Source organism: uncultured Azohydromonas sp., from assembly GCF_937926365.1.
Lineage (GTDB): Bacteria > Pseudomonadota > Gammaproteobacteria > Burkholderiales > Burkholderiaceae_C > Azohydromonas.
Genome location: NZ_CALAOH010000255.1, coordinates 146,332 through 170,844, shown reverse-complemented (window position 1 = coordinate 170,844; position 24,513 = coordinate 146,332). Strand labels below are relative to the sequence as shown.

Below are 24,513 nucleotides of genomic sequence, written 5' to 3'. Positions count from 1 at the left end.
CCTGCCTGCTTCCATCTTCGTTGCTCCTCATGCGTTACCGATGAGGGCATTGTTCAGATGGCGCCATCGCGGTGAAGAACGCCGCACGCTGACCGCTTACCGCCATACACCGGCGATGCGGCTCATCCGTGCACTTGCGCCGTCGCTGCAGGTGCGCGGTCGGGGTAGCATCATCAACGTCGGCTCCCCGGTGGGCGTCGTGGGAGCGCGCAAACCTCAGTACGCTGCGAGCAAGGCCGCCCTGCATGGGTTGACCATGAGCTGCGCGCGGGCGATGGGCAAGGACGGCGTGCGCGTCAACCTGCTCCTGCCCGGTCCCACCATCACGCGCATGACGCAGGACTGGTCCGTGCAACAGCGCGAGAACGTGGCACGGGGCAGCGCCTTGCAGCGACTGTGTCTGCCGGAAGAGGTCGCTGCAACGATCGCCTTCCTGCTCGGGGACGACAGCAGCTACATCACCGCCAGCGTTGTCGACATGACCGCGGGCAGCATGCTGGGGCACTGATGCAGCCTTTCTCTGCCAATCCGTCGAGCGGCCGACTCAGGTTGGCCATGGTGGGCCTTGGCCCCCAAGGACAGGAGCACCTCGGTGCGGCCTCCATGGCACGGGACGTGGTCTTCGCCGCCGGCGTGGACGTCGTACCCGAACGCCTGGCTGCAACCGCCCAGCAGTATCCTGAGATGCAGGGGCACCTCTATGGCGACCTCGACGCCCTGCGTCACGAGCCACTCGACGGTCTGGTGCTGGCGCTGCCTCACCATACCTACGGCACGCTGTGGCCCCGAATTCTCGAACTGGGATTGCCCATCCTGAAGGAGAAGCCGCTTGCCCGGACACAGCAAGAGGCCCGCGACTTCCTCGATCAGGCACGTCAGGCGGGCTGCCCCTTGCAGACAGCCATCCAGCGCCGCCACCATCCCAGCTACCGGTACCTGCGCCAGGCGCTGCGCGACAGCGGTGACGTGGTACGCGAGGTCCATGCCCATCTGCACCTGGGCTTTGCCGTCCCGTCCCGCGAGCAGCCGGGCGCGACAAGCTGGCGCGACGATCGGACCGAGTCCGGTGGTGGAACCTTGCTCGACTCGACTCCGGTTACCACATGGTGGATCTGCTGCACGATCTGGTCGGTCCGTTTGAACTGGTGGCGGCCACGCTGCTGCGCGACAACCGGCTATGCCGCCTTGACGAAGTGGAGGACCGGGTCTGGCTCCGCGGGCGTATCGCCGACACCTGGGTCATGCTCGATTCATGGCTGCACGGCGAACCAAACCCCGACAGTGCCAGCGGCTGCAGCAAGTCCGAAGGGCTGGTGGTGTGTACCCGAACACGCCGCTGGCGAGCGGATCGAAGCGAAGTCTCGCGTTCGGACCAAGCCGAGCCGCTCTATCGCACTCAGAAGGACTGGAAGCGTGCGAAGGCCAGGCAGTTGGACGACTTCGCGCAGCGAATCCGCAGCGGCGGCTGGCACGATGCATCGCTGTGGGACCAATTGCCGGCGATGCGCATCATCGACCACGCCTACCAGCAGGCACTGCGTATCTGATGCCGAAGCCCAAACCAGGGGGCTGCAGTCCTTTCACGACCCATGCAGTCCCTGCGTGCATGCAGCCCCAGGTCAACTTGGCAAGCTTCGAGGAAACTGCGACGCAACGTCCTCAATACCCACGCCCATGATTTCGGGGAGACATCTTGATGACAATTGGAAAAACGGTCCAAGTTGTGCAGATTGCACAGGACCTTCTCGTGGCTGGCAAGTGGTATGTCGGCCGCGGAAGGAACGGAAACGTCGGGCTATGGGACGGCGAGTGCTTTCTGGTGATCGGCGAGAAACTTGGCGAGCACGTGATCAAGCGTGAGCCTTACTACATGGAAAACCAAGGGTGCTTTCAGCCATTCCTTCAGATTGATGAAGGCTGCATGAGCGAGCCCTTCGGAAAGGCGGGTTGGGATGCCCACTACGGCCGAACAATGGAGTTCCAGGGTGGGTGCAACGCGCGATAAAGCGGATATTTCAACATTCCGGCACTGCCGCAGAGCCAAGTACAAAGCCGCGCAGCATCTAAAGATGCGCGCATTCTGAATTTTCACCTCAGCAGAGCCTTTGCCGGCGTCGCAATTGCAGCATCCACTGCAACGACATGCAATGAAAATTTAACATCCATGGCATCCAAAAAATACGCCATTACCACCAAGCATACATCATCGTTCCGTTGCTCTTGTCCGCAGGCAATTGGATGCATCATGACGATGGTCACTTTTTACGCACCGCTGTTGACCAGCTTCAGTACCGACTGAAGTCATTTCGCTCTTTTCTCAATCGCTTCACCACTCCAACGCAAAGATGTCAGAATCCTGGGCAAATCGCCAAAGAAACACCAATCATCTCGTCCGACTCGTGGCCCCCTTCGTTCTGGATTCCAAGAAAGTAGAGCCGCGCCAGTTATACGGCCTGTGTAAACTGACCTGGGTCACAAGGAACCCCAAGTCCGAGGACGCTTCTTACATAGAAAGCACGAAGATCCCGGCTTTAAGTGACATCTTTAGAGAAGACTTCTCTGGATGCTGCTTGGAGCAGGTCGCCGAAAGAATATCAAAAATATTGGGCGACCCAAACGCCATCGGTGCCATTGAAAGGCATACAGGCTTCACCAACTTCTATTCCGCCTACAGGAACTCGGCAAGGAATTGGGTGGAATTGAACTCGAGTCGACTCAAAAGACTTTTCAAGAGCGCATACGCGCTTTCCAGCGATGACGACGGACTGAGACTGATCGAGACCGTGGAAAGCCTCAAAGGAATAGGCAAGCCCAACGAAACGGACTCCAAGATACCGGCGAGTAATTTGCTGACACCTGTGTTTTTCTCGCTAGACCAACGGCTCCGCTTTCCCCTGATCAACGGCAATGAAGGCGTGCAACACGTGTTGAGAACGATGAAGGAGTCCACCTCTTCGTTGAAGGTTCAGTACACAAGGATGATGGAAATGTATGGGAAAGGCGGAATCCGGGATGCTGCCGACCTCGATCAACTCGGAAAGGCAGGTGCAATCCTTCTCGATGTTGTAGGCATACCGGCCACACCAGGCAGACCGGCCACTACAACAAGCATTCAGCTCCTCACCGCTCAACCCACCGACGGCGAGTGCCTGCCGCTCAAAGACGACCGAGATTTCGTGGCGCTCAGAGCCGCACAGACCATCGTCGGTCGAAGGATTCACAATCGTCTGACGAACCAACTCAGGACGTGCCTTTCCGATTTTCTGTTACTTGAAGGCAGGAGCAAACTGACCATGTTTGATGTGCTGGTCAAGTCGTATGACAAAAAATCCGGAAAGGACTTGATTGTGGAAGTCAAAAGTTCCACGGACATCGGTGACATCCGCATGGCAGTGGGACAGTTGTATTCTTATTCGTATTTCTTGAAGAGCAAAATGGAACCGGACTTGTCAGTCCTTCTGCCAGAAAAACCAACTGCTGACATCGTTGCATGGCTGGGCTCCCGCAACATCGGCTTGCTTTGGCTTGACCAGGAAAACCTGTACACCTCCAGCAAATGGCTGGAAGAAATTGCCACGTATGCGGCTTGAGGTTCACGGCTGCGAACGAGTTCCCGTGATGCTCCTGTCTGGTCGCAAGCCGGAAGCCTGTAGCAGAGCGCAGCTTTAGGCCACAGGTGCAGTGAGCGGCTGAAGTCTGCCGCAAGTGCTCTGCGACCAGTGATGCCGAGGATGTGGTTTGTCGGATCGTTTGTAAAAATCGGGCTCCGGCTGTTGGATTTTCACTGGCTAAAAGCATTTGTACAATTTGTACGGCGACCATCAAGGCGACCAAACAGGCTACCAAATCGAGTGATTCGCGGAAATTACGACGAACCCATGTTGGCTGCTTCAGTATATCTGCCAGAACCAGGAATACGTCGATTATTTCCGCGATTCTCTGGCTGCCTCCGCCTTGCCATCACACAGCGGCGGCCGTACAAAATTAATTTATCATCGGGGATACTAGGGTGGACGCGTATCCCTTCGATATCAGATCACACTCTAGACTTGGCACTTGAAACGACCGTCCGAAGCGCATATCTCAGCCCCTTCAATATCAGGGCACAGTTCGGCTTCGGTAGATCTGGATTCGGATCACGGACAAGTTCCAGCCCATTGAGATAGCAGGGGGCGGCATTGGACGACAATGCCGCTGACCACTTGAACGCTATTTGTGTTAATCCCTTCGATATCAGCGCACGGTCCGGACATGGACGACAGCGTGAACCGCATGTACCCGGAGTCTCAATCCCTTCGATATCAGGGCACGGTCCGGACCACTAACGTGCCGATAGTGGCCAACGATACCTGTCTCAATCCCTTCGATATCAGGGCACGGTCCGGACAAAGAAATGAGCACCAACGACAATTCCAAGCTGTCTCAATCCCTTCGATATCAGGGCACGGTCCGGACTCTTTCCCCGGCTGTAGTCATCACGTTTACACGTCTCAATCCCTTCGATATCAGGGCACGGTCCGGACCTCTTACTCTGCGCGCCACGACGTTGCACTGGAGTCTCAATCCCTTCGATATCAGGGCACGGTCCGGACGAGTTTTACTGCTTGCACAACGGGAGGTACTTGTCTCAATCCCTTCGATATCAGGGCACGGTCCGGACATCAAGCGCATCGACCAAGGCGACATCTACAAGTCTCAATCCCTTCGATATCAGGGCACGGTCCGGACCTGCCGGTGGACTTCAGCCTCTCGTTCTTCATGTCTCAATCCCTTCGATATCAGGGCACGGTCCGGACCTTTGCGGAGGTGTATCGGGCTGACTACGACTGTCTCAATCCCTTCGATATCAGGGCACGGTCCGGACGACACGTCCAGCAAGCACATCCGCATCGCCAAGTCTCAATCCCTTCGATATCAGGGCACGGTCCGGACCATGCAAGTCGCTTCCACCGTGTTGCAACAACTGTCTCAATCCCTTCGATATCAGGGCACGGTCCGGACTAGCCTGTACTACAAGCTGGTGGCGATTTCCAGTCTCAATCCCTTCGATATCAGGGCACGGTCCGGACGTGGTCGCCGCTGAAGAGTACGTTGCCGCTTGTGTCTCAATCCCTTCGATATCAGGGCACGGTCCGGACCAGGAGCGCGTGCGCAAGCTCTCCACGGTCGGGTCTCAATCCCTTCGATATCAGGGCACGGTCCGGACAACGAAGATGTGAGCTACGCCGTCATCCCCCGGTCTCAATCCCTTCGATATCAGGGCACGGTCCGGACTACCTCGCGAGCGCGTTTTCCCTCAACATGCTGTCTCAATCCCTTCGATATCAGGGCACGGTCCGGACCCAGACGCGGTGAACATCTCCGGCGCCCCGGTCGTCTCAATCCCTTCGATATCAGGGCACGGTCCGGACTTGGCCTGGTCGTAAGCAGACAAACCGTCGACGTCTCAATCCCTTCGATATCAGGGCACGGTCCGGACTGTAGTGTTGGGCATAAAGAGCCTTCCTTCCGGTCTCAATCCCTTCGATATCAGGGCACGGTCCGGACATTAACCACGGGGCGAATCGTGCGATAAAGCCGTCTCAATCCCTTCGATATCAGGGCACGGTCCGGACGGCTCGCGCCGAAAATGATAGCAGCGGCAAGGGCTTGGCGGGCCCCTTCACAACTTTCCGGTCGGTCGCGGGAGCTGTCTCCCGCAAGGACTCGTCGCTGCGGCGGCATGGCGGACTTTCACGGCACGAAGAGGCCATTGTCCCATCAAGGACCGAGGGCTGCTCAGGTCGGCAGGTGAGGGTGGGAGAGCCATGAAATCATGGCTGCCTGCGTCCGCTGGAGTCTCGGCACAGAAAACCAGACCATGACCGAGCCCGGCGCTTGCACGAAATTCCGGCCTGTCCTGCGTCTGCTGCTCCTGTGACTGCCTACGATCCGACCCGCTGTTCGGGACTTCTTGTCCGGGCCGAGCCGCCGCTGGCCATGTCCAGGTGCTTGCGGCGCAGCGGCTGCTTGAAGCAGGCGGTGCTGCACGCGGAGATGCTGGTCAAGCAGGGGGCATGCCGCTTTCGGGAGTGTTCATAGGAAAGACAGGCAGGGCCCGGCATCAAGCATCCTTGGCACCGTCGAAGCTTTCTCCATGTCCTCAAGGGTCAAAGCCAGACAGGCCCTGCTGCGACTGGCTCCAGGCCCGTCCAGTAGCCAGGAGCGCACCTCGGCGATGGTGAGCCAGCGGTGCACAACCTCGGAGCCGATCTTGCCCGGGTCTCTTTTCTTCCCGGGTAATCCGTTACCCCAAAGCTCCGGCAGGGGCAGGGAGCACGACCGCGCGGCGGCTGCTTGCAGCGTACCGAGACCTGGCGGTCGGCCCCCCGTGGCAAGGGCTTCAGGCGGTCATACCGAACGCTTGGCGCAGCAGGGGCTCCAGGCGATGCATGCCTGCCAGATCCAGGAGTTCCGGGTCGGTACTGAGGCGGTAGGGACCGGTCTTGTCGGCAGCTGTGCCCGGACTCGATTTCGGGCCGGCGAGTTCGATGCGGTAGTGCCGTGCTGCGGGTCCCAAGACGGAATTGAAGGCCCCATGGATGTTGGCATGCAGCGGTTTCAATGCCGCGAGGCTCGGAGGCTGCGCGCTATCCTTGGCGCTCTCCAGCACGGCATGCATCCGCTGCCAGATCTCGATCGGGATGTCCGTGAGGTTGACTGCGCCGGACTCGGGCAGGTCGTCCGCATGGAGCCGTGCCCACGCGTAGACCACCAGCGCCAGGAACTGCTGAGGTTTGAGCTTGACGTTGCGCCCGCACACCTGCACATGCTGGCGGCCCGCAGCCGCTTCCAGCGTAATCTTCACCGGCGCTGGCACGAGCACCGACTGCGCCAGCCGTACGGCGTCATCCAGGCTGTCGCAGCTGTCGATGGGGAAGCCGTTCAGGATCGGCCCGAGGTTGAGCACGCTCAGCTCGGCGAGCTGGATGCGGGCCTCGCTGGTGCAGTTGCTGTGAGGATTGCCCGCCTTGTCCGTCCACTTCACTGTCACCGCATCCTTCGCTTCCTTGGGCGGGAAGTAGAACTTCAGGGCGGGCAGTTCAAAGGGCGGGTTCACCAGCACGTGCGACAGCTTGTCGCCGGGCTCGCTCAACAGCGAGAAGGCATGGCCCATGTAGAAGCTCATGCTCTTGCGCCCGCCGGCCACGGAGGCGTGCAGGCGTGTCGGGCGCTCGCTCTTGAGCCGGCGCATGACTTGAAAGATCGTGTCTGCCGCGGCGCGGTTGTCCTCGTCGGTGACGATATCCGGCAGCTCGACACGGCCAGGCCGCGCAGCGGGCGCGCCACCGAGACCGTCCCAGATGCCGGCCTTCACCGGCGCCTCGGCCTTGCTTTCGTGGCCAATGACGTGGATCTGCTCCTCGCCGAACAGGATCCGCCGCTGCGGCAGCCACTGTTTCATGAAGGCATGGAACTGGCCCGTGCCAGGCTCGAGCAACTGCTCCATCAGCGCCTGCTTGCCGTCGCCCGTGGTCACGACGTGGATCTCGTCGGGCACGAAATCGTGCTCGGGCTGGATCAGCGCGTAGAGCGTCTCGGTCACCACGGCTGGTGACATGCCGGAGACGCAGATCAGCACACGGCGCGGCTCGGACGGGGTGGACGGGTTGTTCATTGCTGGGCTCCTCCTTGATCAGCGGTTGGGTATGTGATGTCTCGACGCCATGATGCGTCGTCCTATGGCGCAGCCCGGTGCGGCGGCAACGTTGCGGCGACTTCACCGCGGCGGCAGGCAGTGGCAGCATCCGCGCCTCTCCAGCGCCGGGCAGCATCGAAGGCTGCGCCACGGCCGCGTTCCTCAAGGCCATGGCACGCTGCTTCTCCGAGGCGTTCGGCGGTACCGGACGCAACCGTTGTCCACTGCGCGATCCCGTGACCGTGCTGGCGGCCAGGCGAGGCCGCCGGGACACAGCTTGCCCGCTCGGCACCGGGCCTGTGCTTCTACCTTGCGGCAGCAGTACCCGTCTTGCGCAGGCTCAGCGGCGGCTCGATCCAGTCAGCGGCTGGAGGCCGGGGCCAGTCAAGCGCTTGGGCCAGCCGCTGCGGCAGGTTGCGCAGCTTCGGACCGTCGACCACCTCCAGCTGCGCTGTGCGCGCGCGCTCCAGGATGTGGGCGTGGTATTGCTCGTCGACCTTGGCCGTGGTCAGGACCCACGCATGTCCGTAGTTGCCGCCGACCTGGCTCTTGAGCAGTCCGAGCTTGTTAAGGATGTCCTGCGACTTGCCCGGATCCAGCAACTGGCGCCCGGCCTTGCATTCCAGGATCAGCAGCCGGTTGCGCCAGGTGATGGCGATGTCGAGCTCGTTGAAGTCGCGCCCGTCCCGCTCCCTGTGCCGCTCCAGCAGGTCCATGTGCACGCCACGCGCCGCCGCGCCGGGCGGCAGGCCCAGCGCGTGCACGGCCAGATGCACGTACTCTTCGAGATACCCCCCGGCGAGGTAGGCGGCGGCATTGTGGTCCGAGAAGGTCAACACGATGTCGTTGCCCTCACGTGTCCAGGTCTGAAGCACCCCGCAGGAAGTGGCTTCGTCGAGAAGCACGGCCCACCAGTCCGATTCGCCGGGCAGGGCCAGCGGCTGCCGGGCAGGGAAGGGCATCGCGCGAGTCTGGTGCGTCGCCTCGCATGCGGCTACCGCCGCGCCGTGCAGCGCACCCAGTACCGAACGCGGCGAACCCTTGGGAAACGTTGATGGCACATCGGGGAATTGCCTGCGCAGCTCACCCACCTTGTGCACCAGCGTGGACGTCAGGCGTGCACGCCGGCGCACATCCTCCAGAGCCCGCGCATCGTCCAGCGGGACGCAGCCCTTGATCACGTAGCCTTGCACGCTCAAGTAGGCATACAGGTCCAGCAGGGCGGCGGGCAGGGCTTGGTCCGGCCCCAGCGGCTCGATCTGCTCGATGCAGTCGCGCTCGGTCTGGCAATAGAAGATGTCCGCGCGGCCCCGCAGCGCCTGCGCGAATGCCAGCGTCATCGTCTTCTGCCCACCCGTGGCGTTGAAGGACAGGCGGTGCCGCGGGTACACGCCGCTCAGCCGCTCGACCTCCTGCGCGGCGAAGGTGGCAAGGGACCGGTAGGAGCGGTCCTCGGGAAGCGCCACGATCTCGCAGCAATCGCTGGCCGGATGCCCCCGCATCCTTCGCATGACCCCGGCCACCAGTTCCAGCCGCTGGGCCGCTGCGCGCATGTCGCGGCTGGCGTAGATCACGAGCCGGTCCCACGCACGCACCTGCAGCGGCAGCACGTTGGGCAGGCTCTGGCCGCTGGCGATGCACAGCATCACGCCAGGGGCCACCGCGGCGGACGCGGTGTCGGCAGGAACAGCATTCTCGGGAACGGGGGAATCGGTGGTGAGCATGAGGTGGTGACTCGCGGGAACAGGGACGTTGCGCCTTGCTGGATCGCACCGATGCCAGCCGTGCAGGAAAGCCGTGGCGGGAAGCGCCGGGGACGGCATGCCGGCAACTCGGCACGGTGACATCCTCCTGGGCACTTCCTCGCACGCTCGCCTTGCGCGGGTCGGCGGCGATTCGATCCGCAGACGAAGTGTGCCCGGCCGCGGCCGCCCGGACCGCTCACGGCAACGTTGCCAAGACCTGGTTGCGCGGCAGGTGCGCTCGATGATGCCGGCCATCGAAACGACACCGCGCCGCCAGGCGCCGCAGCCGATGGACATCCCCACCCTTCGTGACCAGCGCACCGCCGTCGCCGCGCCGATCACTGTGGACGAGCTGGTGGTGAACTGGCACGTCACCGAGGCCTGCAACTACCGCTGCGGCTACTGCTACGCGGCCTGGCAGCGCGAGGATGGCCGGCGGGACGTGGTGCGCGACGAGCAGGCCACTCGCGAGTTGGTCTCGGCGCTGTGGGCAGGCTTTCACCCAGGCAACACCGCCAATGCGCTGAGCCGCACGCTGCGCTGGTCCCATGTGCGACTGAGCATCGCCGGCGGCGAGCCCATGCTCTATCCGCAGCAGGTGCTCGACATTGCGCGGCAGGCGCGGGAGCTGGGCATGCGAGTCTCCCTCATCACCAACGGCTCGCGACTGCCCGAAGGAGAGGCACTTGAAGCGCTTGCCCGGCAGCTCGATGTCCTGGGGCTGAGCCTGGACTCGTTCTCGACCGCGCACAACCTGCGCATCGGCCGCGCCGACAGCCGGGACCGCACGCTGTCGCTGGCGGACATGGCCACGCGGCTGCGGCGGGCGCGGGCCGCGAACCCGCGGTTGCAGGTGAAGATCAACACGGTCGTCAGCGCCGTCAATGCCGGCGAGGACCTGGTCCGCGCACTGGATCTGCTGCGCCCCGACCGCTGGAAGGTGCTGCGCATGCTGCCCGTGGTCAACAGCAACCTTGCCGTGGACGACGAGGCCTTTGCCAGCTTCGTGGCACGCCATGCGGGCCGCGTGGCCGGGATGTCGGTGGAGGACAACACCGACATGCTGGGCTCGTACGTGATGGTCGACCCGCAGGGACGCTTCTTCCAGAACGGCACCGGCACCCAGGGCAGCTACTTCTACAGCCAGCCCATCACCCGCGACACCGTGCACCGCGCCTTTGCCAGCGTGCCCTTCCTGGCCGAGCGCTTTGCCGCGCGCTATCGGCCCATGGCCACCGCGCACGGCAACGTTGCCGGAACGGCCTGAAACGGGCGCCGCCCGGAAAAATTCCATCCATCCCACACGGCACACACCAGGAGGTTGCCCATGTCGATCGATCATCACGCCGACCAGATCCGCCGTCGCCTCGAAGAGGAGAAGGCCCGGACCGTCTCGGTGGCGCTTTTTGGCCAGCCCGGTGCCGGCAAGTCCTCGCTCATCAACAAGATGGTAGGCCGCAAGGTGGCAGAAGTGGGCGTCGAGACCGACAAGACGGTCGAGCTGGCGCGCTACGAGGTCAACGGCTTGCAGTTCGTGGACCTGCCCGGCTACGGCACGCAGCGGTTTCCGAAGCAGGGCTACGCCGAGCGCTTCGGCATCCGGCAGATGGACCTGTTCCTGTGCGTGACCAGCGGCAAGCTGCACCAGGCCGACACCGAGCTCTTCCGCGAGCTCGACGCCATGGGCAAGGTGTGCCTCTACGTCGTCAACCGGCACGACGAGCTCTGGGAGGACGGCGTGGAAGTCGCCGAGCTCGAACGCCGCAAGCGCGAAGACATCTCGCGGCACGTGGGCCGCTGCGTGCCGGTGCTGTTCACCAGCTGCCGAACGGGCACCGGGCTGGACGCGCTGCAGCAGCTCATCGCCGAGAACCTGGAAGGCGCCAAGCGCGAGCGCTGGCTGCGCAACGCGAAGGCGTACTCCGGCGCCTTCCTGGACGCCAAGCGCGCGGCTTGCGAGAAGTACGTCACCACGGCAGCACTGGCTTGCGCGGCCAACGGCCTCAACCCGATCCCCGGCGCAGACGTGGCCGTGGACCTGAGCATCCTGCTCAAGCTCTTCGCGGAGATCCGCGAGTGCTACGGGCTCGACGACCGGCGGCTGGACCTCCTGGCCCGCTCGGGCATCCCACTGGTGGCGCAGTTGGCCAACAACGTGGTGAAGTACGCCGCCCGCGAAGGTGCGGTGTTGCTGCTCAAGCGCTATGTCGGTCGTCAAACCGCCAAGTCGCTGCTGCGCTACGTCCCCGGCTTCGGCCAGGCCGTGGCCGCGGGCCTGGGCTACGCCATCACGTCCAATGCCGGGACGGCCTTCCTCGACGACTGCCACGCGCTCGCCGGGCAGGCCCTCCAGCACCACCTGGGCGTCTGAAGATGTGGTGGCTTGCACTCCTCGGTGCGCCCGTACTGGGCAAGCTAAGTAGGTAGCCATATGTCTTGTACCAGGCAAGTCCGGTCGGCACATTGCCGGGCATGGACCAGGACGCAGATGGTGGAGCGGCGGCTCGGCGTTTTACGCGAGCGGACCGGCGTCGGCTTGGGCTGGCGCTGGCTGCCGCACGGCTGGCGCGTGATTACCGACGGCTTGATGCGGTGCTGCTGGTGGCCGAAGGACATGCGATCAGCGAAGCGGCCCGGCGTGTGCGGGTGGCGCGACTCAGCGTTCGGCGTTGGGTGGAGCGCTACCTTCAAGAGCGCGATGTCAGTGCGCTGGTTGACCAGCCCCGCAGCGGCAGGCCTCGGCGCGCAGCCAGGCTCACAGCGAAGCGGCTGGCCGCAGCAATGGCGCGCGACCCCCGGCGCTGTGGCTACTTGGCTACGACGTGGACCGTGCCGCTGCTGGCGCACTATCTGGCTGCACACGATGGCATCGACATCAGCCAGCGCACGTTGCGCCGGCGGCTGCACGAGGCGGGCTGGCGCTGGAAACGCCCGCGCTACGTCTTCAGCGAGCGTGAGGTTCATCTGGCACAGAAAAAAGGGGCCTGATTCGCAGGCTCAAGGCGAACTGGCAGCCCGGCGACGTGCTGCTGTGTACGGACTGGACGCTGCTGAGACTGTTCCCGCCGTTGCGTGCGGCGTGGGCGCCCATGGGAAAGCAGGCCACCGTACCCATCACCGGCGCCAATGCCAAGCGGGTGCTGTTCGGGGCCATCGACCTGCACACCGCGCGCCGTGTCGTGCTGGTGCGCCGGCAAGCCCGCCAAGGCGATGCCCAGGCCTTCCTTGCCGAACTGCGGCGGCGCTATCGGCGCCATGGGTGCATCTGGCTGCTGGCCGACAGTGCCAGCGCGCATACCGCGCGTGCCACGCAGGCCCTGTCCCAGCAACTTGGCATCCGTTGGCTGTGGCTGCCCAAGCAGGCGCCCGAACTCAGTCCAATGGATCAACTCTGGCGCGACCTCAAGCGGCTCGTGGCTGCAAACCGGCAGGCCAAGTCCATCGACGACCTGGCCGCCCAGGCGGTTCGCTGGGTGATGAAGTTGACTCCGCGGCAAGCTCGCCGCAAGGCCGGCATGAGCTCGCCACGCTTCTGGCTCCGCCACCTGGTACATAACTTATGGCGTCCTACTTAGTGTACGACGCCATCACGGAGGACGACACGCCGCCCATGCAGGCTCCGCGTCCGAAGACCGTGCTGGAGTCGAACGTGGAGCGCTTGCGGCGCGAGCTGGCGCGCACCGCGGGCCGGCGTGTGGCAATCCTCGGGCAGCCGGACGCGGGAAAGTCGTCGCTGCTGAGCAAGCTCTCGCGCAACGAGGTCGAGCCGCCGCCGCTGGTGGGGACGCACACCGATGCGACCAACTGGGCCGCGGACCCCGAGGCGAGCCTGCTGTGCCGCTGGCAGGACTTCGTGTTCGCGGACGTGCCCGGCTACGACACGGTCAACCACCCGACACAGGTGATGCTCGACACGTTCCCGTTCGGCTCGTTCGACGCTTTCGCGCTCGTGGTGCGGGGCAAGGTGCGCCAGGCCGATCAGCAACTGCACGCGCGGCTGCAGCGCCAGAGCCGGCCGGTGGTTGTCGTCCGGACCTTCTCGGAGAGCCTGGAGTGCCCGGAGAGGGCAGCCGTGCGCAAGGACCTGCTGCAGCAGCTCGGCAGCGGCAGCCCGGGCGATGTGGTGTTCGCCAGCAACCGCACCGGCGAAGGCATGCAGGAAGTGCTGCGGCGCATCAGCGCCAGCGCCGGGCGGCTGGATGCCGCAATGGGGCAACGGGAGACGACACCATGAGCGAAGCATTTTCGGCAGTGTGTCGACCGGCCGCGGCGCAGCTTCTACGGTCGTTGCGCTGGCACCATTCGGTTTCACCGCAACTTCGGCCCGCCGGCATGTTCCCTGTGCGCTTGGCGGGCGGCTCGACAAGCCGTTTGCCTGAGCGCCACCAACGAACGGAGCCGGCCACGGCAGCGCGGCTGCGCCAAGGCCGACCGGCGCGCTTGGGCGCGGCCTTGGTGCCACGGCCACCGAGGCTGCGGCAACGTTGCCAAGAACGCCCGAAAGCCACGTGCGGCCCGACCATTTCATACATCGACACATCAACGGTTCAACACGGAGGGAGAGCACCATGGAACGACAGCGCAACACCCAGCACGCCAGCCATGCGGTCAGCGCACGAACCACCTACGAGGCGAGCGTCATCGGCCGCGCACTTGATCGCGCCGGACACAATCCGCACCTCAAGGGCCACATCCACGAGATCCTGGTGAAGGATGCGCGCAACGCGGCACAGTTGCTCACGGGCCGGAGCACGTCGCTCACGCGCAGCACCACCGCCGAGGTGGTGGACCTGGTGACGACCAGGGGTGGCAAGGTCGTGGAGCGGTTGCAGCTCAAGGACACCCTGTCGAAGTCCGCGGTGGACAAGGTCGTGCGCCAGGTGGCCCAGGGCAAGTACCGCAGCGTGCAACTCGTGGGCACTGAGGAGACGACCGAGGTCGTCAACGCGGCGCTGAAGAGGGCGGGCCTGTCCAAGCGCATGGTGAGCTCTGGCGTGTCGTCGGAAACGACGACCAGCCTGGCCCAGCGTGCCGGCGCCTGTGGCTCGGGCTCGGTCGGCAGCGCAGTGAGCCGAGCGGCGCAGTCCGGTGGTGCGATGGGTGCCGCCGTCGGCGCGGGCGTCGAGGTGGTCAAGGGCATCGGCGACCTCATCGACGGACGCCGTGACGCGGGCGAGGTCACGGCATCGGTGGCCAAGGCCGGGGCCAAGGGCTATGCCACGGGTGCGGCGGCCAGCGCTGCGGCCACGGCCACCGGCGCCGCAGTGGCATCCGGCGTGACGGCTCTCGGGATCGGCGCTTCCACGGCGGCGGCGGCCACGGTGGCCGCCCCGGTGGTGGCTGCCGTGGCGGTCGGCTACGTCGTTTCCTCGCTGTTCGACGCCTTGTTCGACTGAGGTGGAGACCGGGCGTTGGTCCGGTCTCTTGGAACGCACTTGCGGGGCCCGACTGCAGGCCAGGCCAATGTCAGCCGCGCGCCGGCTCGATGTTGCAGCCAACCGGCACGGATGCTCCACCAGGACATTCCGCGCACGACCGGAACCAGCAACCTCTGGGATCCACGACCGGCAGGCGCGGCAGGTTTTGGGGAGCTCAAGGTGCTGGTCGACGAGAGGGCGGACGATCTGCGCCTCTACAGGCTGCCCGCGCGGCCCGGCATCGTCGGCCTCCGGCAAGGCACGCTGGCGGACAATGGCACCTTCGTACCGAAGGTTCGCCATGCCGCCGCAGCGACCAGCCCTTGCGGGAGACAGCTCCCGCGGCCGACCAAAAAGTTGTGAAGGGGGCCGCCAACCCCTTGTCGCTGCTATCATTTTCAACGCGAGCAGTCCGGACCGTGCCCTGATATCGAAGGGATTGAGACCGGAACATCGGATCGACTTCCACGTTCGCCTGTCCGGACCGTGCCCTGATATCGAAGGGATTGAGACGAGAGCAGATAAGCTTGCTGCTGCGTGGCGGGTCCGGACCGTGCCCTGATATCGAAGGGATTGAGACGAGGTAATTCAGCGCTGGATTCAGCACGATATGTCCGGACCGTGCCCTGATATCGAAGGGATTGAGACAAGAAGCCACAAGCGTCGTCCTTCGGATCGAAGTCCGGACCGTGCCCTGATATCGAAGGGATTGAGACACCAGGTGGAGGGCTTCATCCTCCACACCCTCGTCCGGACCGTGCCCTGATATCGAAGGGATTGAGACGCGGCATTGCTCGCGCACTTCTGCCATCACTTGTCCGGACCGTGCCCTGATATCGAAGGGATTGAGACTAGCCGCGCGCATTGGTGGTGATGCGCTGAAGGTCCGGACCGTGCCCTGATATCGAAGGGATTGAGACGATCATGCGCGACTGCAAGGCCGTGCTCATGGGTCCGGACCGTGCCCTGATATCGAAGGGATTGAGACATCTTGGTGGCTTGCTTGATGTTGAGGATACGTCCGGACCGTGCCCTGATATCGAAGGGATTGAGACCAGTAGCGGTGGGTCATCTCCGCCTTCTGGATGTCCGGACCGTGCCCTGATATCGAAGGGATTGAGACAGGTTGTCCCGGATCAGCTCGTACAGCTCGTGTCCGGACCGTGCCCTGATACCGAAGGGATTGAGACAGGTAGTACCAGACCGTGGTGCACTTGAAGTCCTATCCGGACCGTACCCTGATATCGAAGGGATTGAGACCCCCGGCGCATGATCGTGAATTCCTCCGCGATGGTCCGAACCGTGCCCTGATATCGAAGGAATTGAGACGGGTCGGTCTTCAGGGTTAATCTAACGGGGTCGTCCGGACCGTGTCCTGATATTGAAGGGATTGAGACAGCTCTTGGGTCACGATGTACTCAGCCTCCTTGTCTAGGGCCCGTCATCAATTGAGCCAGATGACAGCGGCCGCCAAGTGGATGGCGCCGAGGAAATTGCGAGCTGTCTTGTCGTAGCGGGTGGCGATGGCGCGGTACTGCTTGAGCCGGGCGAAGAAGTTCTCGATCAGGTGGCGCGCCTTGTAGAGATCGCGGTCCCAAGACCGCTGTTCGATGCGGCTGCGAATCGGCGGGATCACCGCGACTTGGCCAGCTCGGGTGAGCACGTCGATCACGCGCGCCTGGGCGTCGTAGGCCTTGTCGGCGATGACGGCATCGGCCGTGACCGCGGGCAACAGTGCGTCGCACCGTTGTTAAGGCGGCAGGCAGACAGCTGAGGCAACGACAGCGCTGTGCTCCGATTCCAGCGCGAGCTGATCAGGTACGCCGTCAACACCACTACCAGCAACGATACCTGGATGGTTTGGTGACGTGCCGACGCAGGCCTTGCAACGTTGCCCATGCATCGGCATGGCAGGCGGCGTCCGGAAAATCCGCCCCGACGCATCGACACCGCCCTGCCATGAACTTCCTCAAGCAACTTGCCCGGCGTGCGCTGGGCAGCCGGGCCTTCGCCGCCACGGCCCCTGCCGCTCCCGAGGCGGCGCAGGATGATGGCACCCTGCGCGAAGACGCCGCGGCCGTGCGGCAGCTCTCTCCCGGCGGCTCGCTGCCTCACGCGCAGTGGGCCCAGCCCTTCACGCCCGGCGCGCGCTTCGCCACCGCGGATCTGCACGCACGGGAAGCCTCCAACCAGCCGGCGTTCCCGCCGCAGCGTGCGGATGGCGCAGCGGCCATCGGCCCGGCGCGGCGCGAGCTGCCCCAGGGCCTGATGGACCTGCCACCGCTGCGCAGCTTCCTCGCAGCCAACCACTTCGGCCTCGGGCGCCACAACGGCAGCCATTTCCGCACGGCGCAGGCCCGCGACCACGGTGTGCGCGCGCTCGTCGCCGAGTTCCAGTCCATCGTTGCCACGCTGTGCACCCGCGTGCAGGCGCACATCGAACGCCACAACGACGCACTGCTGCAGGCCGAGGGCGTGTGCGAGACCACCACGCGGCGGCTGCGCGCGGCAGTGCAAAGGCATGAGCGCGAGCTGGCGACGCTGCGCGAGCAACTGGAACTGGCCGACCGGGGCGAGGGCTGGGTGCGCCAAGCGCTCGCCAGCTACCAGCTGGGCTTCGCCCAGGGCCTCCAGGCGGCGATGGACGCCGAGCACCTGGGCCTCTGAAGCCACGGCACAAGAGGAGCACATGCATGTCGATGCTCAGGTACTTCTGCCTCGTCGTCGGGGAAAACCACGACAAGGCGCAGCGCTATCACGAATCGACGCTGCGGCGGCTGCGCGCGTTCGCCATCGCCATCCACCTGCCAGTGCTGCTGTGGGCGCTGTCTTCGTGGGTCATCGCGTCGCGGGTCTTCGGCATGTCGGCAGCCAGCGCCGCTGGCGTCGCGGCGCTGTGCACGGTATTCATCTACCTGGTGGAGCGGCTGGTACTCGCCACGCCGTCGAGCCTGCTCATGAACCTGCTGCGTTGCGTGCTCGGCGTGGTCGTCGCGTGCATCGGCGCGGCGCTGTTTGACCTGGTGCTGTTCGAGAAGGAAATCGCTCAGCGGCTGCAGCAGCGCAGCGAGCAGGCACTGCGCGAGCGCCACGCCGCGCAGACGGCACACCTGGAGCAGACGCTCGCCGGCAGGCGAGCCGACTGGCTGGCGGCGCGAAACAAGGCGCAATGCGAGGCCGATGGCAGCTGCAGCGGGCAGCGCGGCACGGGGCGCGTCTTTCAGCAGGCCCAGCGCCATGCCGACACGCTGCAGCGGGACTACGCGCAAGTGCAGGCCGAGCTTGCCGCACTGACTGTGCGGCACGGCCAGGAACTCGACCAGTTGCGTGCGTCACGGTCAGCGGTGACGGAGGCCGGACTGCTCATGCGCATCGAGGCGCTGCACGATTTCGTGCTCGGCAACACGCTCACCCTGGCCGGCTATGCCCTGCTGTTCCTGCTGGTGCTGCTCATCGAGCTGATGGTGGTGCTGGTGAAGATGGGGTACCGGGAGGAGACCATCGACGACCGGCTGGAGAGGATGCGGGAGCACCTGGCCGGGCACCGTGCGGCGGCCTACCTGCAGGCAGTCACCTCGCCGGTGTCGAATGCTCGGCGCCTGCTGGAGTCATGCGAGTGATGCCAGGCGTCCAAAGCGGTGGTTGCGCGCTCGACGCGGCACCAGCAACGTTGCCATCCGTCAGACAAGTACGGACCCGCGAAGACACTGCAGGGGCAGCGTGCGGCGTCCTGCCGTCGCGGCATCAGACATCACAACCATCAAGGGAGATCGGCATGGCCTCGGTGAACAAGGTGATCCTGCTCGGCAACTGCGGGCGCGATCCCGAGATCCGGCACCTGCCCTCCGGGCAGGTCGTGGCTAGCGTCAGCGTGGCCACCTCTTCCCGCCGCAAGGACCGCCACACGGGAGAGACGCTCGAGGATACGCAGTGGCACCGTATCACGTTCTACGACCGCCTCGCGGAGATCGCCGCCGAGTACCTCAGGAAGGGGAGACCGGTCTACGTCGAGGGGCGCCTGAAGTACGGGAAATACGTCGACAAGGCTGGCGTCGAACGCCTGACGGTGGACATCATCGCCGGCGAGCTGCAACTGCTCGGTGCCAGGGAAGAAGGGATAGCGGACACGACCGCAGGTGCACCCCCAACCCACAGGGCTTTGCAAGCTGCCGACAGTGCGGCCCGTCCCGCCGCTGCGCCGCTGCCTGCCACCCCGGCCTTCGAGCCGGATGACGACATTCCCTTCTAGGGTTAAGCGTCGCGCTTCGCCTAACCGACACGCCGACCGAGAGAGCAAGGAACCGATGTCCGACATGACGCTCATGGGCTCGCAGACACTGGCGCTCGACGCCTTCAGAACATTCCTGCAGGGCGACGCGCAGTGCTTCCTGCTCAAGGGCAGCGCAGGCACCGGCAAGACCACGCTGATCAGGGCCATGGTTGAGCATCTTCAACAGATGTGCCGCGTCTACCGCGCCCTGGCACCAACCGGGCGGGCCGCGCGGATCCTGGGCACGCGGCTGCGCGACGGAGCCAGCACCGTGCATGGCGAGATCTACACGCTGGAGCACGTTCACGTGTTCGAGGAGGCCTGCGCGCGCAACGACCCTGGCGTGCGATTCGTCTTTCCCCTCAAGGACTGCGACCCTGGGGATGCGGTGTTCATCGTGGACGAGTCGTCGATGGTGGGTGACAAGGAACACCAGCAGGATGTCCACCAGTTCGGGTCCGGCCGCCTGTTGGCGGACTTGATCGAGTACGCGCGCCTGGGCCGCCCTGGTCGCGAGGCGGAACGCCGGGCCCGCATCGTCCTGGTAGGCGATCCGGCGCAGTTGCCACCGGTGGGCGACAACCAGTCGCCAGCACTGTCGGCGGCGTACATCGAGCGCACCTTCGGCCTGCGCTGTGAGGAATTCGAGCTGACCGAGGTCATGCGCCAGGCCAGCGGCAGCGCGGTGCTTGCCCGCGCTACCGCGCTGCGCGATGCGATCGCGCGGCGCGACTACAACACCTTTTCCCTGCGGGAAGCGCCCGGCGAAATTGCGCATGTCTCACCGGACGCGGCGCTGGAGCGGGTCGTCGAGGATCAACGCACCCGCGTCAGCTCCGTGCTGGTCACTCGCTCCAACGCCAAGGCCCTGGAGCTCAACCGGGCCGCACGCGCGCGGCTGTGGGGCAGCGAGGACCCGCAGCCCCGGACAGGCGACCTGCTGCTGGTCAACAAGAACTCGCCATTCTCTGGCTTGATGAACGGCGACCTCGTCCGGCTCCTGCGGGTGAATCCGAACCCGGTGGTGCGGCACGTCCCGATCCGCGGCATCGCCCAGCCGGTGCGCCTGGTCTTCCGGGAGACGACGCTCGTTTACGAGCGCGCGGACGGCCGCCCGATCCAGGCCGACGTGCTCTTGCTGGAAAACCTGCTCGACTCGCCCGAGCGAGAGCTGGAGCCCTTGGAGCAGCGTGCACTGCTGGTCGATTTCCGCCAGCGCCACCCCGAGCTGCGGCCGGGCACGGCGGAGTTCCGCGTGGCGATCCGCCACGACCCCTGGTTCAACGCGCTGCAGGTGAAGTACGGCTACGCCTTGACCTGCCACAAGGCGCAAGGCGGAGAGTGGGACACGGTGGTGGTCAACTTCTCCGACGCCGGCGGGGACCATCGCAACGAGCAGTTCTTCCGCTGGGCCTACACCGCCATCACGCGCGCGCGCAGCAAGCTGCTGCTGATCGATCCGCCGGCCTTCACGGCGACCTCGCGCCTGCGCTTCGATGCCGTGGCGGCGCCGCGCACCCCAGCAGCGGCATCAGCGGCAACCGGGACCACGCACACAACGGCGGCGGACGAGCCGATTGCGGATCCGGACTGGGACCGGTTCTCCTTCAACCCCGGCCAGGAGCCGCTCTTCCAACATCACCGCCGCATCCGCGAAACCCTGGCAGCTTGTGGGGTGCGCATCGTGCGCCTGCAGCATGGTCAGTACTTCGAGCGGTACTGGCTCGACCGGGCCGGTGCGCAGGCGGTGGTGCAGTACCACTACAAGCGCGACCTGCGGGTATCGAGCATCGTGGCAGCGTCGGGCTCGAAGTCGGACCCCGCGCTGCTGCAGGCGAGCCTGGCGCAACTGCACGAGGTGTTGCAGCAGCCCTCGGCCCTGGCAGCGGGCACCGCGGAGGACGCTTTCCTGGCGGACTTCCAGGCACAGGTGCGGCAGGCCCTTGAAGGCACGGGACTGCGCATCACGGGTGTGGAGCCGGGCAGCTACAAGCTGCGCTTCACCTTCGAGGGTGCAGGGCGGCGGGGCCGCGTCGACTTCCACTACGACGGCAAGAAGCGCTGGACCCGTGCCACCGAGGTCGGCGGCCCGGGCAGCAGCCAGGGCATCTACCAGCAAGTCAGCCAGACCCTTGGAATGGCGCAATGAGCAGCACGACGGACATCACCGAACTGCGCAAGGCCGGCCGGCTGGCCGAAGCCCTGGATCGGGCACGCGCTTGCTACGACGCCGCTCCGCGCGACCTCTACATCCAGCGTGCATATGGCTGGGTGCTGTACTTCATCGCCAAGGCGGAGGTCGAGGAACTGGAGCAGCAACGAATGTCCCAGGCCGATTTCGCCGATCGCTTCCCCTTGTGGCTGACCGAGTTCCAGTCGTTCGGCGCCAACGAGCGCCCCGGCATGCTGTACTCGTGCCTGCTGAACCGGGCCGTCAAGAGCCACCGGTCCTGGTCCGGGTTTCTCGAATTCGCGAGATGGTGGGATCCCTGCCACCTGCGCCCCGAAGACAGAGAGCCGTTTGTCCTCCCGAATGGCAAGCAGGCACCCAGCCTGGAGATGCGCTTCTTCTATGCCATCGGGCGTGAACTGGTGGATCAGGCCGGAGAGGGTGATCCGGAGCTGCTGTGCTGGGCCGAGCAGCAATTGCACACGGCGCTCGAACGGCACCCGGATGACCCCTGGCTCAACCTGTACATGAGCAGGTGGTTGCTCGCTCGAGGAGACACTGAACAGGCTAGGAGGCGCCTGGCTCCCGTCCTGCGCCGTCAGCGGGCAGCGGCCTGGGCGTGGGACGCGCTGGGCCAGACCTACGAGCTCGGAGAGCCCGACAAGGCCATCGCCTGCTGGTTCCATGCCGTGCGCTTGGCTCGCAGACCGCAGGACGTGGCCGGCACGCGCGTACGGCTGGCCGATCTGCTGGCGCAGCAGCAAAGGTTTGACGAGGCGGCCGTGCAGGTGCACCACTCCTTGGCATTCAGGCGCGACAACGGCTTCAAGGTGCCTCAGGAACTGCTGCAGTTGGCCGGGTCTGGTTGGTTCAGGCAACGGCCGGACCTGGCAAGGCTTCCTCTGGAGCCGGACATGGCCCGTGAAGCCAGGCAGATCCTGGACAACCTGGATGAGCGCCTCGTGGTGTTCCGACCGGGCGTGGTGGACCACCAGAACCCGCAGAAGTCACTGGCCCACGTGGCCTTCGGTCCGGACGAAGGGGTTGTTCTCTACTACAACGAGCACGCCGGAGCGGATCAGCTGGCTGCAGGCCAGATCGTCGAAGTCGGCCAGGTGCAAGGCCGCGGACGTCCGGTGTGTTTTCGCCCGTCGGCAGTTGACTCGATCGACGACTTTTGCCGCCGGCTGTCGGGCGAGGTCAGTCAACGCGATGGGCAAAGTTTTGGCTTCATGACGACGCCCCTGGGCGAGCGGGTTTTCGTCCCCCCGACGCTCATGGATCAACTGTCGGAAAAGCACTTGCATGGGCCTGTGCAGTGCGTTGCCTATATGTCCAAGGACAGGCAGGGAAAACCGGGGTGGCGAGCCTTGAGCTGGATCCAGGCGGATGCGTTGCCTTGACGCTGCAGTCCTGCGCTTCCTGCCCCGCTCGGGCAAGTAGCAAACGCTGCAGTTGCACGAGCAACTGGCTGCTTTGCCTGTGCGGCACCGCAGCGTCAGCATCGGGCAAGGCAAGCTGCAGGACAATGGCCTCTTCGTGCCGTGAGGGTCCGCCATGCCGCCGCAGCGACCAGCCCCGGCGCGGGAGACAGCTCCCGCGGTCGACCGAAAAGTTGTGAAGGGCCCCGCCAAGCCCTTGTCGCTGCTATCATTTTCGACGCGAGCAGTCTGGACCGTGCCCTGATATCGAAGGGATTAAGACCTGGCGCATCAGCTCGGTGGCTTGCTCCACTTGTCTGGACCGTGCCCTGATATCGAAGGGATTAAGACTAGTCGTCATCGGCGTATATGCGTGCGTCGTATGTCTGGACCGTGCCCTGATATCGAAGGGATTAAGACGGCCCAGCCCGAGCCCCTGAAGGCCGTGGCCGGTCTGGACCGTGCCCTGAAATCGAAGGGATTAAGACTTGATCGTGCCCTCGGGATCCTTCGCCAGCTGTCTGGACCGTGCCCTGATATCGAAGGGATTAAGACGAGACTGCGCTTTGGTGCGGCACTGCCCACGCGTCTGGACCGTGCCCTGATATCGAAGGGATTAAGACTGGAAATACTCTGCGGTGCGGGGACTGCGACAAGTCTGGACCGTGCCCTGATATCGAAGGGATTAAGACAACTGAAAGCGCTCACCGTAGTTTTGCTTCAGAGTCTGGACCGTGCCCTGATATCGAAGGGATTAAGACTGGTAGCGGTGACGAGGAATTCATCGGTGGTGTCTGGACCGTGCCCTGATATCGAAGGGATTAAGACCGGCATCCTCGGGCGCCCCCGGACGCACGCGATGTCTGGACCGTGCCCTGATATCGAAGGGATTAAGACTGGTTATTCCTTTTGGTTGTGAAAATGTGGCTGTCTGGACCGTGCCCTGATATCGAAGGGATTAAGACTGGTAGCGGTGACGAGGAATTCATCGGTGGTGTCTGGACCGTGCCCTGATATCGAAGGGATTAAGACCGGCATCCTCGGGCGCCCCCGGACGCACGCGATGTCTGGACCGTGCCCTGATATCGAAGGGATTAAGACTGGTTATTCCTTTTGGTTGTGAAAATGTGGCTGTCTGGACCGTGCCCTGATATCGAAGGGATTAAGACAGGACGGTGTAGCGGTTGAGCTTGGGCAGCAGGTCTGGACCGTGCCCTGATATCGAAGGGATTAAGACTCGCCCCGTCGGGCGTAGACCAGGGCCCGCCCGTCTGGACCGTGCCCTGATATCGAAGGGATTAAGACTCCAGACGATGACGGTTCGGAGACACCTTCGGGTCTGGACCGTGCCCTGATATCGAAGGGATTAAGACACGTTAGGATCCTTGAGGCCGCCTCGATTTATGTCTGGACCGTGCCCTGATATCGAAGGGATTAAGACGTTCGGTATCTCGATTACGCTCGTTGCCTTCCGTCTGGACCGTGCCCTGATATCGAAGGGATTAAGACAACTGGCAACCGCAGCAGTCCCAGTCGTGGGTGTCTGGACCGTGCCCTGCTATCGAAGGGATTAAGACGCCAACGATGAAGCCATGTCGCATATCCAGATGGTCTGGACCGTGCCCTGATATCGAAGGGATTGAGACCGGCTCACGTCGCGGTAGAAACCAGCCTGGCGTCCGGACCGTGCGAACGGCGCCCTGATATTGAATCGATCGCGACGTAGAAGCCAGCACCTCCGCGTCGTTGTACTTGTCCGGAACGCGCCTTTGCCCATAGCTCAAATCGGCGAGATTTCCTCTCATGAGTTTT

The 24,513-nt window shown here is 64.2% G+C and carries 20 protein-coding genes, 1 pseudogene and 3 CRISPR repeat arrays; of the genes and pseudogenes, 17 read left to right on the top strand and 4 right to left on the bottom strand.

Going from position 1 to position 24,513, the window contains the following annotated elements:
- The 4 genes and pseudogenes from Q0741_RS28840 to Q0741_RS28825 form a co-directional block, all read left to right on the top strand.
- A partial coding sequence (locus tag Q0741_RS28840; RefSeq protein WP_298236633.1) for an SDR family oxidoreductase occupies nucleotides 1-508 on the top strand: 508 nt, incomplete at its 5' end.
- Nucleotides 508-840 (top strand): annotated as a pseudogene (locus Q0741_RS28960) (Gfo/Idh/MocA family oxidoreductase); the annotation flags it as partial. The gene Q0741_RS28840 and the pseudogene Q0741_RS28960, both read left to right, overlap by 1 nt.
- 263 nt (nucleotides 841-1,103) lie before the next feature.
- Nucleotides 1,104-1,547, top strand: a complete 444-nt coding sequence (locus Q0741_RS28830; protein WP_298236631.1) for a hypothetical protein — start codon at nucleotides 1,104-1,106, stop codon at nucleotides 1,545-1,547.
- 149 nt (nucleotides 1,548-1,696) lie between these two features.
- Nucleotides 1,697-2,005 carry a hypothetical protein gene (locus Q0741_RS28825; RefSeq protein WP_298236630.1) on the top strand — a complete coding sequence of 103 codons (309 nt, stop codon included), beginning with the start codon at nucleotides 1,697-1,699 and terminating at the stop codon, nucleotides 2,003-2,005.
- 83 nt (nucleotides 2,006-2,088) lie between these two features.
- Here the strand turns inward: Q0741_RS28825 and Q0741_RS28820 are convergent, their stop codons facing one another.
- On the bottom strand, nucleotides 2,089-2,259 hold the full coding sequence (locus Q0741_RS28820) for a hypothetical protein (RefSeq protein ID WP_298236629.1): 171 nt from the start codon (nucleotides 2,257-2,259) through the stop codon (nucleotides 2,089-2,091).
- 311 nt (nucleotides 2,260-2,570) lie between these two features.
- Here Q0741_RS28820 and Q0741_RS28815 point away from each other — a divergent pair, with 311 nt between their 5' ends.
- Nucleotides 2,571-3,590: a hypothetical protein gene (locus Q0741_RS28815; protein WP_298236628.1), complete on the top strand. Its 1,020-nt coding sequence runs from the start codon at nucleotides 2,571-2,573 to the stop codon at nucleotides 3,588-3,590.
- A 625-nt stretch (nucleotides 3,591-4,215) separates the two neighbouring features.
- A CRISPR array of direct repeats spans nucleotides 4,216-5,615; the repeat unit is 36 nt; unit sequence GTCTCAATCCCTTCGATATCAGGGCACGGTCCGGAC.
- A 767-nt stretch (nucleotides 5,616-6,382) separates the two neighbouring features.
- Here the strand turns inward: Q0741_RS28815 and csm6 are convergent.
- Both csm6 and Q0741_RS28805 read right to left on the bottom strand, forming a co-directional pair.
- Nucleotides 6,383-7,657: a CRISPR-associated ring nuclease Csm6 gene (gene csm6, locus Q0741_RS28810; protein WP_298236627.1), complete on the bottom strand. Its 1,275-nt coding sequence runs from the start codon at nucleotides 7,655-7,657 to the stop codon at nucleotides 6,383-6,385.
- A 326-nt stretch (nucleotides 7,658-7,983) separates the two neighbouring features.
- Nucleotides 7,984-9,720: a DUF1887 family CARF protein gene (locus tag Q0741_RS28805; protein WP_298236626.1), complete on the bottom strand. Its 1,737-nt coding sequence runs from the start codon at nucleotides 9,718-9,720 to the stop codon at nucleotides 7,984-7,986.
- Between Q0741_RS28805 and Q0741_RS28800 the strand changes: the two genes are divergently transcribed.
- The 7 genes from Q0741_RS28800 (at nucleotide 9,713) to Q0741_RS28770 (ending at nucleotide 15,203) form a co-directional block, all read left to right on the top strand.
- On the top strand, nucleotides 9,713-10,690 hold the full coding sequence (locus tag Q0741_RS28800) for a viperin family antiviral radical SAM protein (RefSeq protein WP_298236625.1): 978 nt from the start codon (nucleotides 9,713-9,715) through the stop codon (nucleotides 10,688-10,690). The genes Q0741_RS28805 and Q0741_RS28800 overlap by 8 nt on opposite strands.
- A 60-nt stretch (nucleotides 10,691-10,750) precedes the next feature.
- Nucleotides 10,751-11,794, top strand: coding sequence for a GTPase (locus Q0741_RS28795; protein ID WP_298236624.1), 1,044 nt, complete (start codon nucleotides 10,751-10,753; stop codon nucleotides 11,792-11,794).
- Between the two features lie 101 nt (nucleotides 11,795-11,895).
- Nucleotides 11,896-12,411, top strand: a complete 516-nt coding sequence (locus Q0741_RS28790; RefSeq protein WP_298236623.1) for a helix-turn-helix domain-containing protein — start codon at nucleotides 11,896-11,898, stop codon at nucleotides 12,409-12,411.
- Between the two features lie 35 nt (nucleotides 12,412-12,446).
- Nucleotides 12,447-12,998 (top strand): transposase, encoded by a 552-nt coding sequence (locus tag Q0741_RS28785; RefSeq protein WP_298236622.1) that lies wholly within the window; start codon nucleotides 12,447-12,449, stop codon nucleotides 12,996-12,998.
- The gene (locus tag Q0741_RS28780; protein ID WP_298236621.1) at nucleotides 12,983-13,657 is read left to right on the top strand and encodes a GTPase; all 675 of its coding nucleotides are present in this window, start codon (nucleotides 12,983-12,985) and stop codon (nucleotides 13,655-13,657) included. The genes Q0741_RS28785 and Q0741_RS28780 overlap by 16 nt, the downstream gene beginning before the upstream one ends.
- A 334-nt stretch (nucleotides 13,658-13,991) precedes the next feature.
- Nucleotides 13,992-14,819, top strand: coding sequence for a hypothetical protein (locus Q0741_RS28775; RefSeq protein ID WP_298236620.1), 828 nt, complete (start codon nucleotides 13,992-13,994; stop codon nucleotides 14,817-14,819).
- Between the two features lie 111 nt (nucleotides 14,820-14,930).
- Nucleotides 14,931-15,203, top strand: coding sequence for a hypothetical protein (locus Q0741_RS28770; RefSeq protein ID WP_298236619.1), 273 nt, complete (start codon nucleotides 14,931-14,933; stop codon nucleotides 15,201-15,203).
- A 47-nt stretch (nucleotides 15,204-15,250) separates the two neighbouring features.
- Nucleotides 15,251-16,237: a CRISPR direct-repeat array (repeat unit 36 nt; unit sequence GTCCGGACCGTGCCCTGATATCGAAGGGATTGAGAC).
- 47 nt (nucleotides 16,238-16,284) lie between these two features.
- On the opposite strand, the gene Q0741_RS28765 is transcribed toward Q0741_RS28770, so the two are convergent.
- Complete coding sequence (locus Q0741_RS28765) at nucleotides 16,285-16,572, bottom strand: transposase (RefSeq protein ID WP_298236618.1); 288 nt, start codon at nucleotides 16,570-16,572, stop codon at nucleotides 16,285-16,287.
- A 227-nt stretch (nucleotides 16,573-16,799) separates the two neighbouring features.
- On the opposite strand from Q0741_RS28765, the gene Q0741_RS28760 reads away from it, so the two are divergent.
- The 5 genes from Q0741_RS28760 to Q0741_RS28740 all read left to right on the top strand — a co-directional run bounded on the left by Q0741_RS28760 (nucleotide 16,800) and on the right by Q0741_RS28740 (nucleotide 22,683).
- A complete protein-coding gene (locus Q0741_RS28760; RefSeq protein WP_298236617.1) occupies nucleotides 16,800-17,507 on the top strand; it encodes a hypothetical protein in 708 nt (235 codons plus the stop codon).
- Between the two features lie 26 nt (nucleotides 17,508-17,533).
- The gene (locus Q0741_RS28755; RefSeq protein ID WP_298236616.1) at nucleotides 17,534-18,460 is read left to right on the top strand and encodes a DUF4407 domain-containing protein; all 927 of its coding nucleotides are present in this window, start codon (nucleotides 17,534-17,536) and stop codon (nucleotides 18,458-18,460) included.
- A gap of 155 nt (nucleotides 18,461-18,615) precedes the next feature.
- On the top strand, nucleotides 18,616-19,089 hold the full coding sequence (gene ssb, locus Q0741_RS28750; protein WP_298236615.1) for a single-stranded DNA-binding protein: 474 nt from the start codon (nucleotides 18,616-18,618) through the stop codon (nucleotides 19,087-19,089).
- Nucleotides 19,090-19,144: 55 nt separating this feature from the next.
- On the top strand, nucleotides 19,145-21,259 hold the full coding sequence (locus Q0741_RS28745; RefSeq protein WP_298236614.1) for an AAA family ATPase: 2,115 nt from the start codon (nucleotides 19,145-19,147) through the stop codon (nucleotides 21,257-21,259).
- Entirely contained in the window at nucleotides 21,256-22,683 is a 1,428-nt protein-coding gene (locus Q0741_RS28740) for a tetratricopeptide repeat protein (protein ID WP_298236613.1), read from the top strand. Before Q0741_RS28745 ends, Q0741_RS28740 begins: the two co-directional genes overlap by 4 nt.
- 265 nt (nucleotides 22,684-22,948) lie before the next feature.
- Nucleotides 22,949-24,414: direct repeats of the CRISPR family, unit length 36 nt; unit sequence GTCTGGACCGTGCCCTGATATCGAAGGGATTAAGAC.
- Between the last annotated feature and the right edge of the window lie 99 nt (nucleotides 24,415-24,513).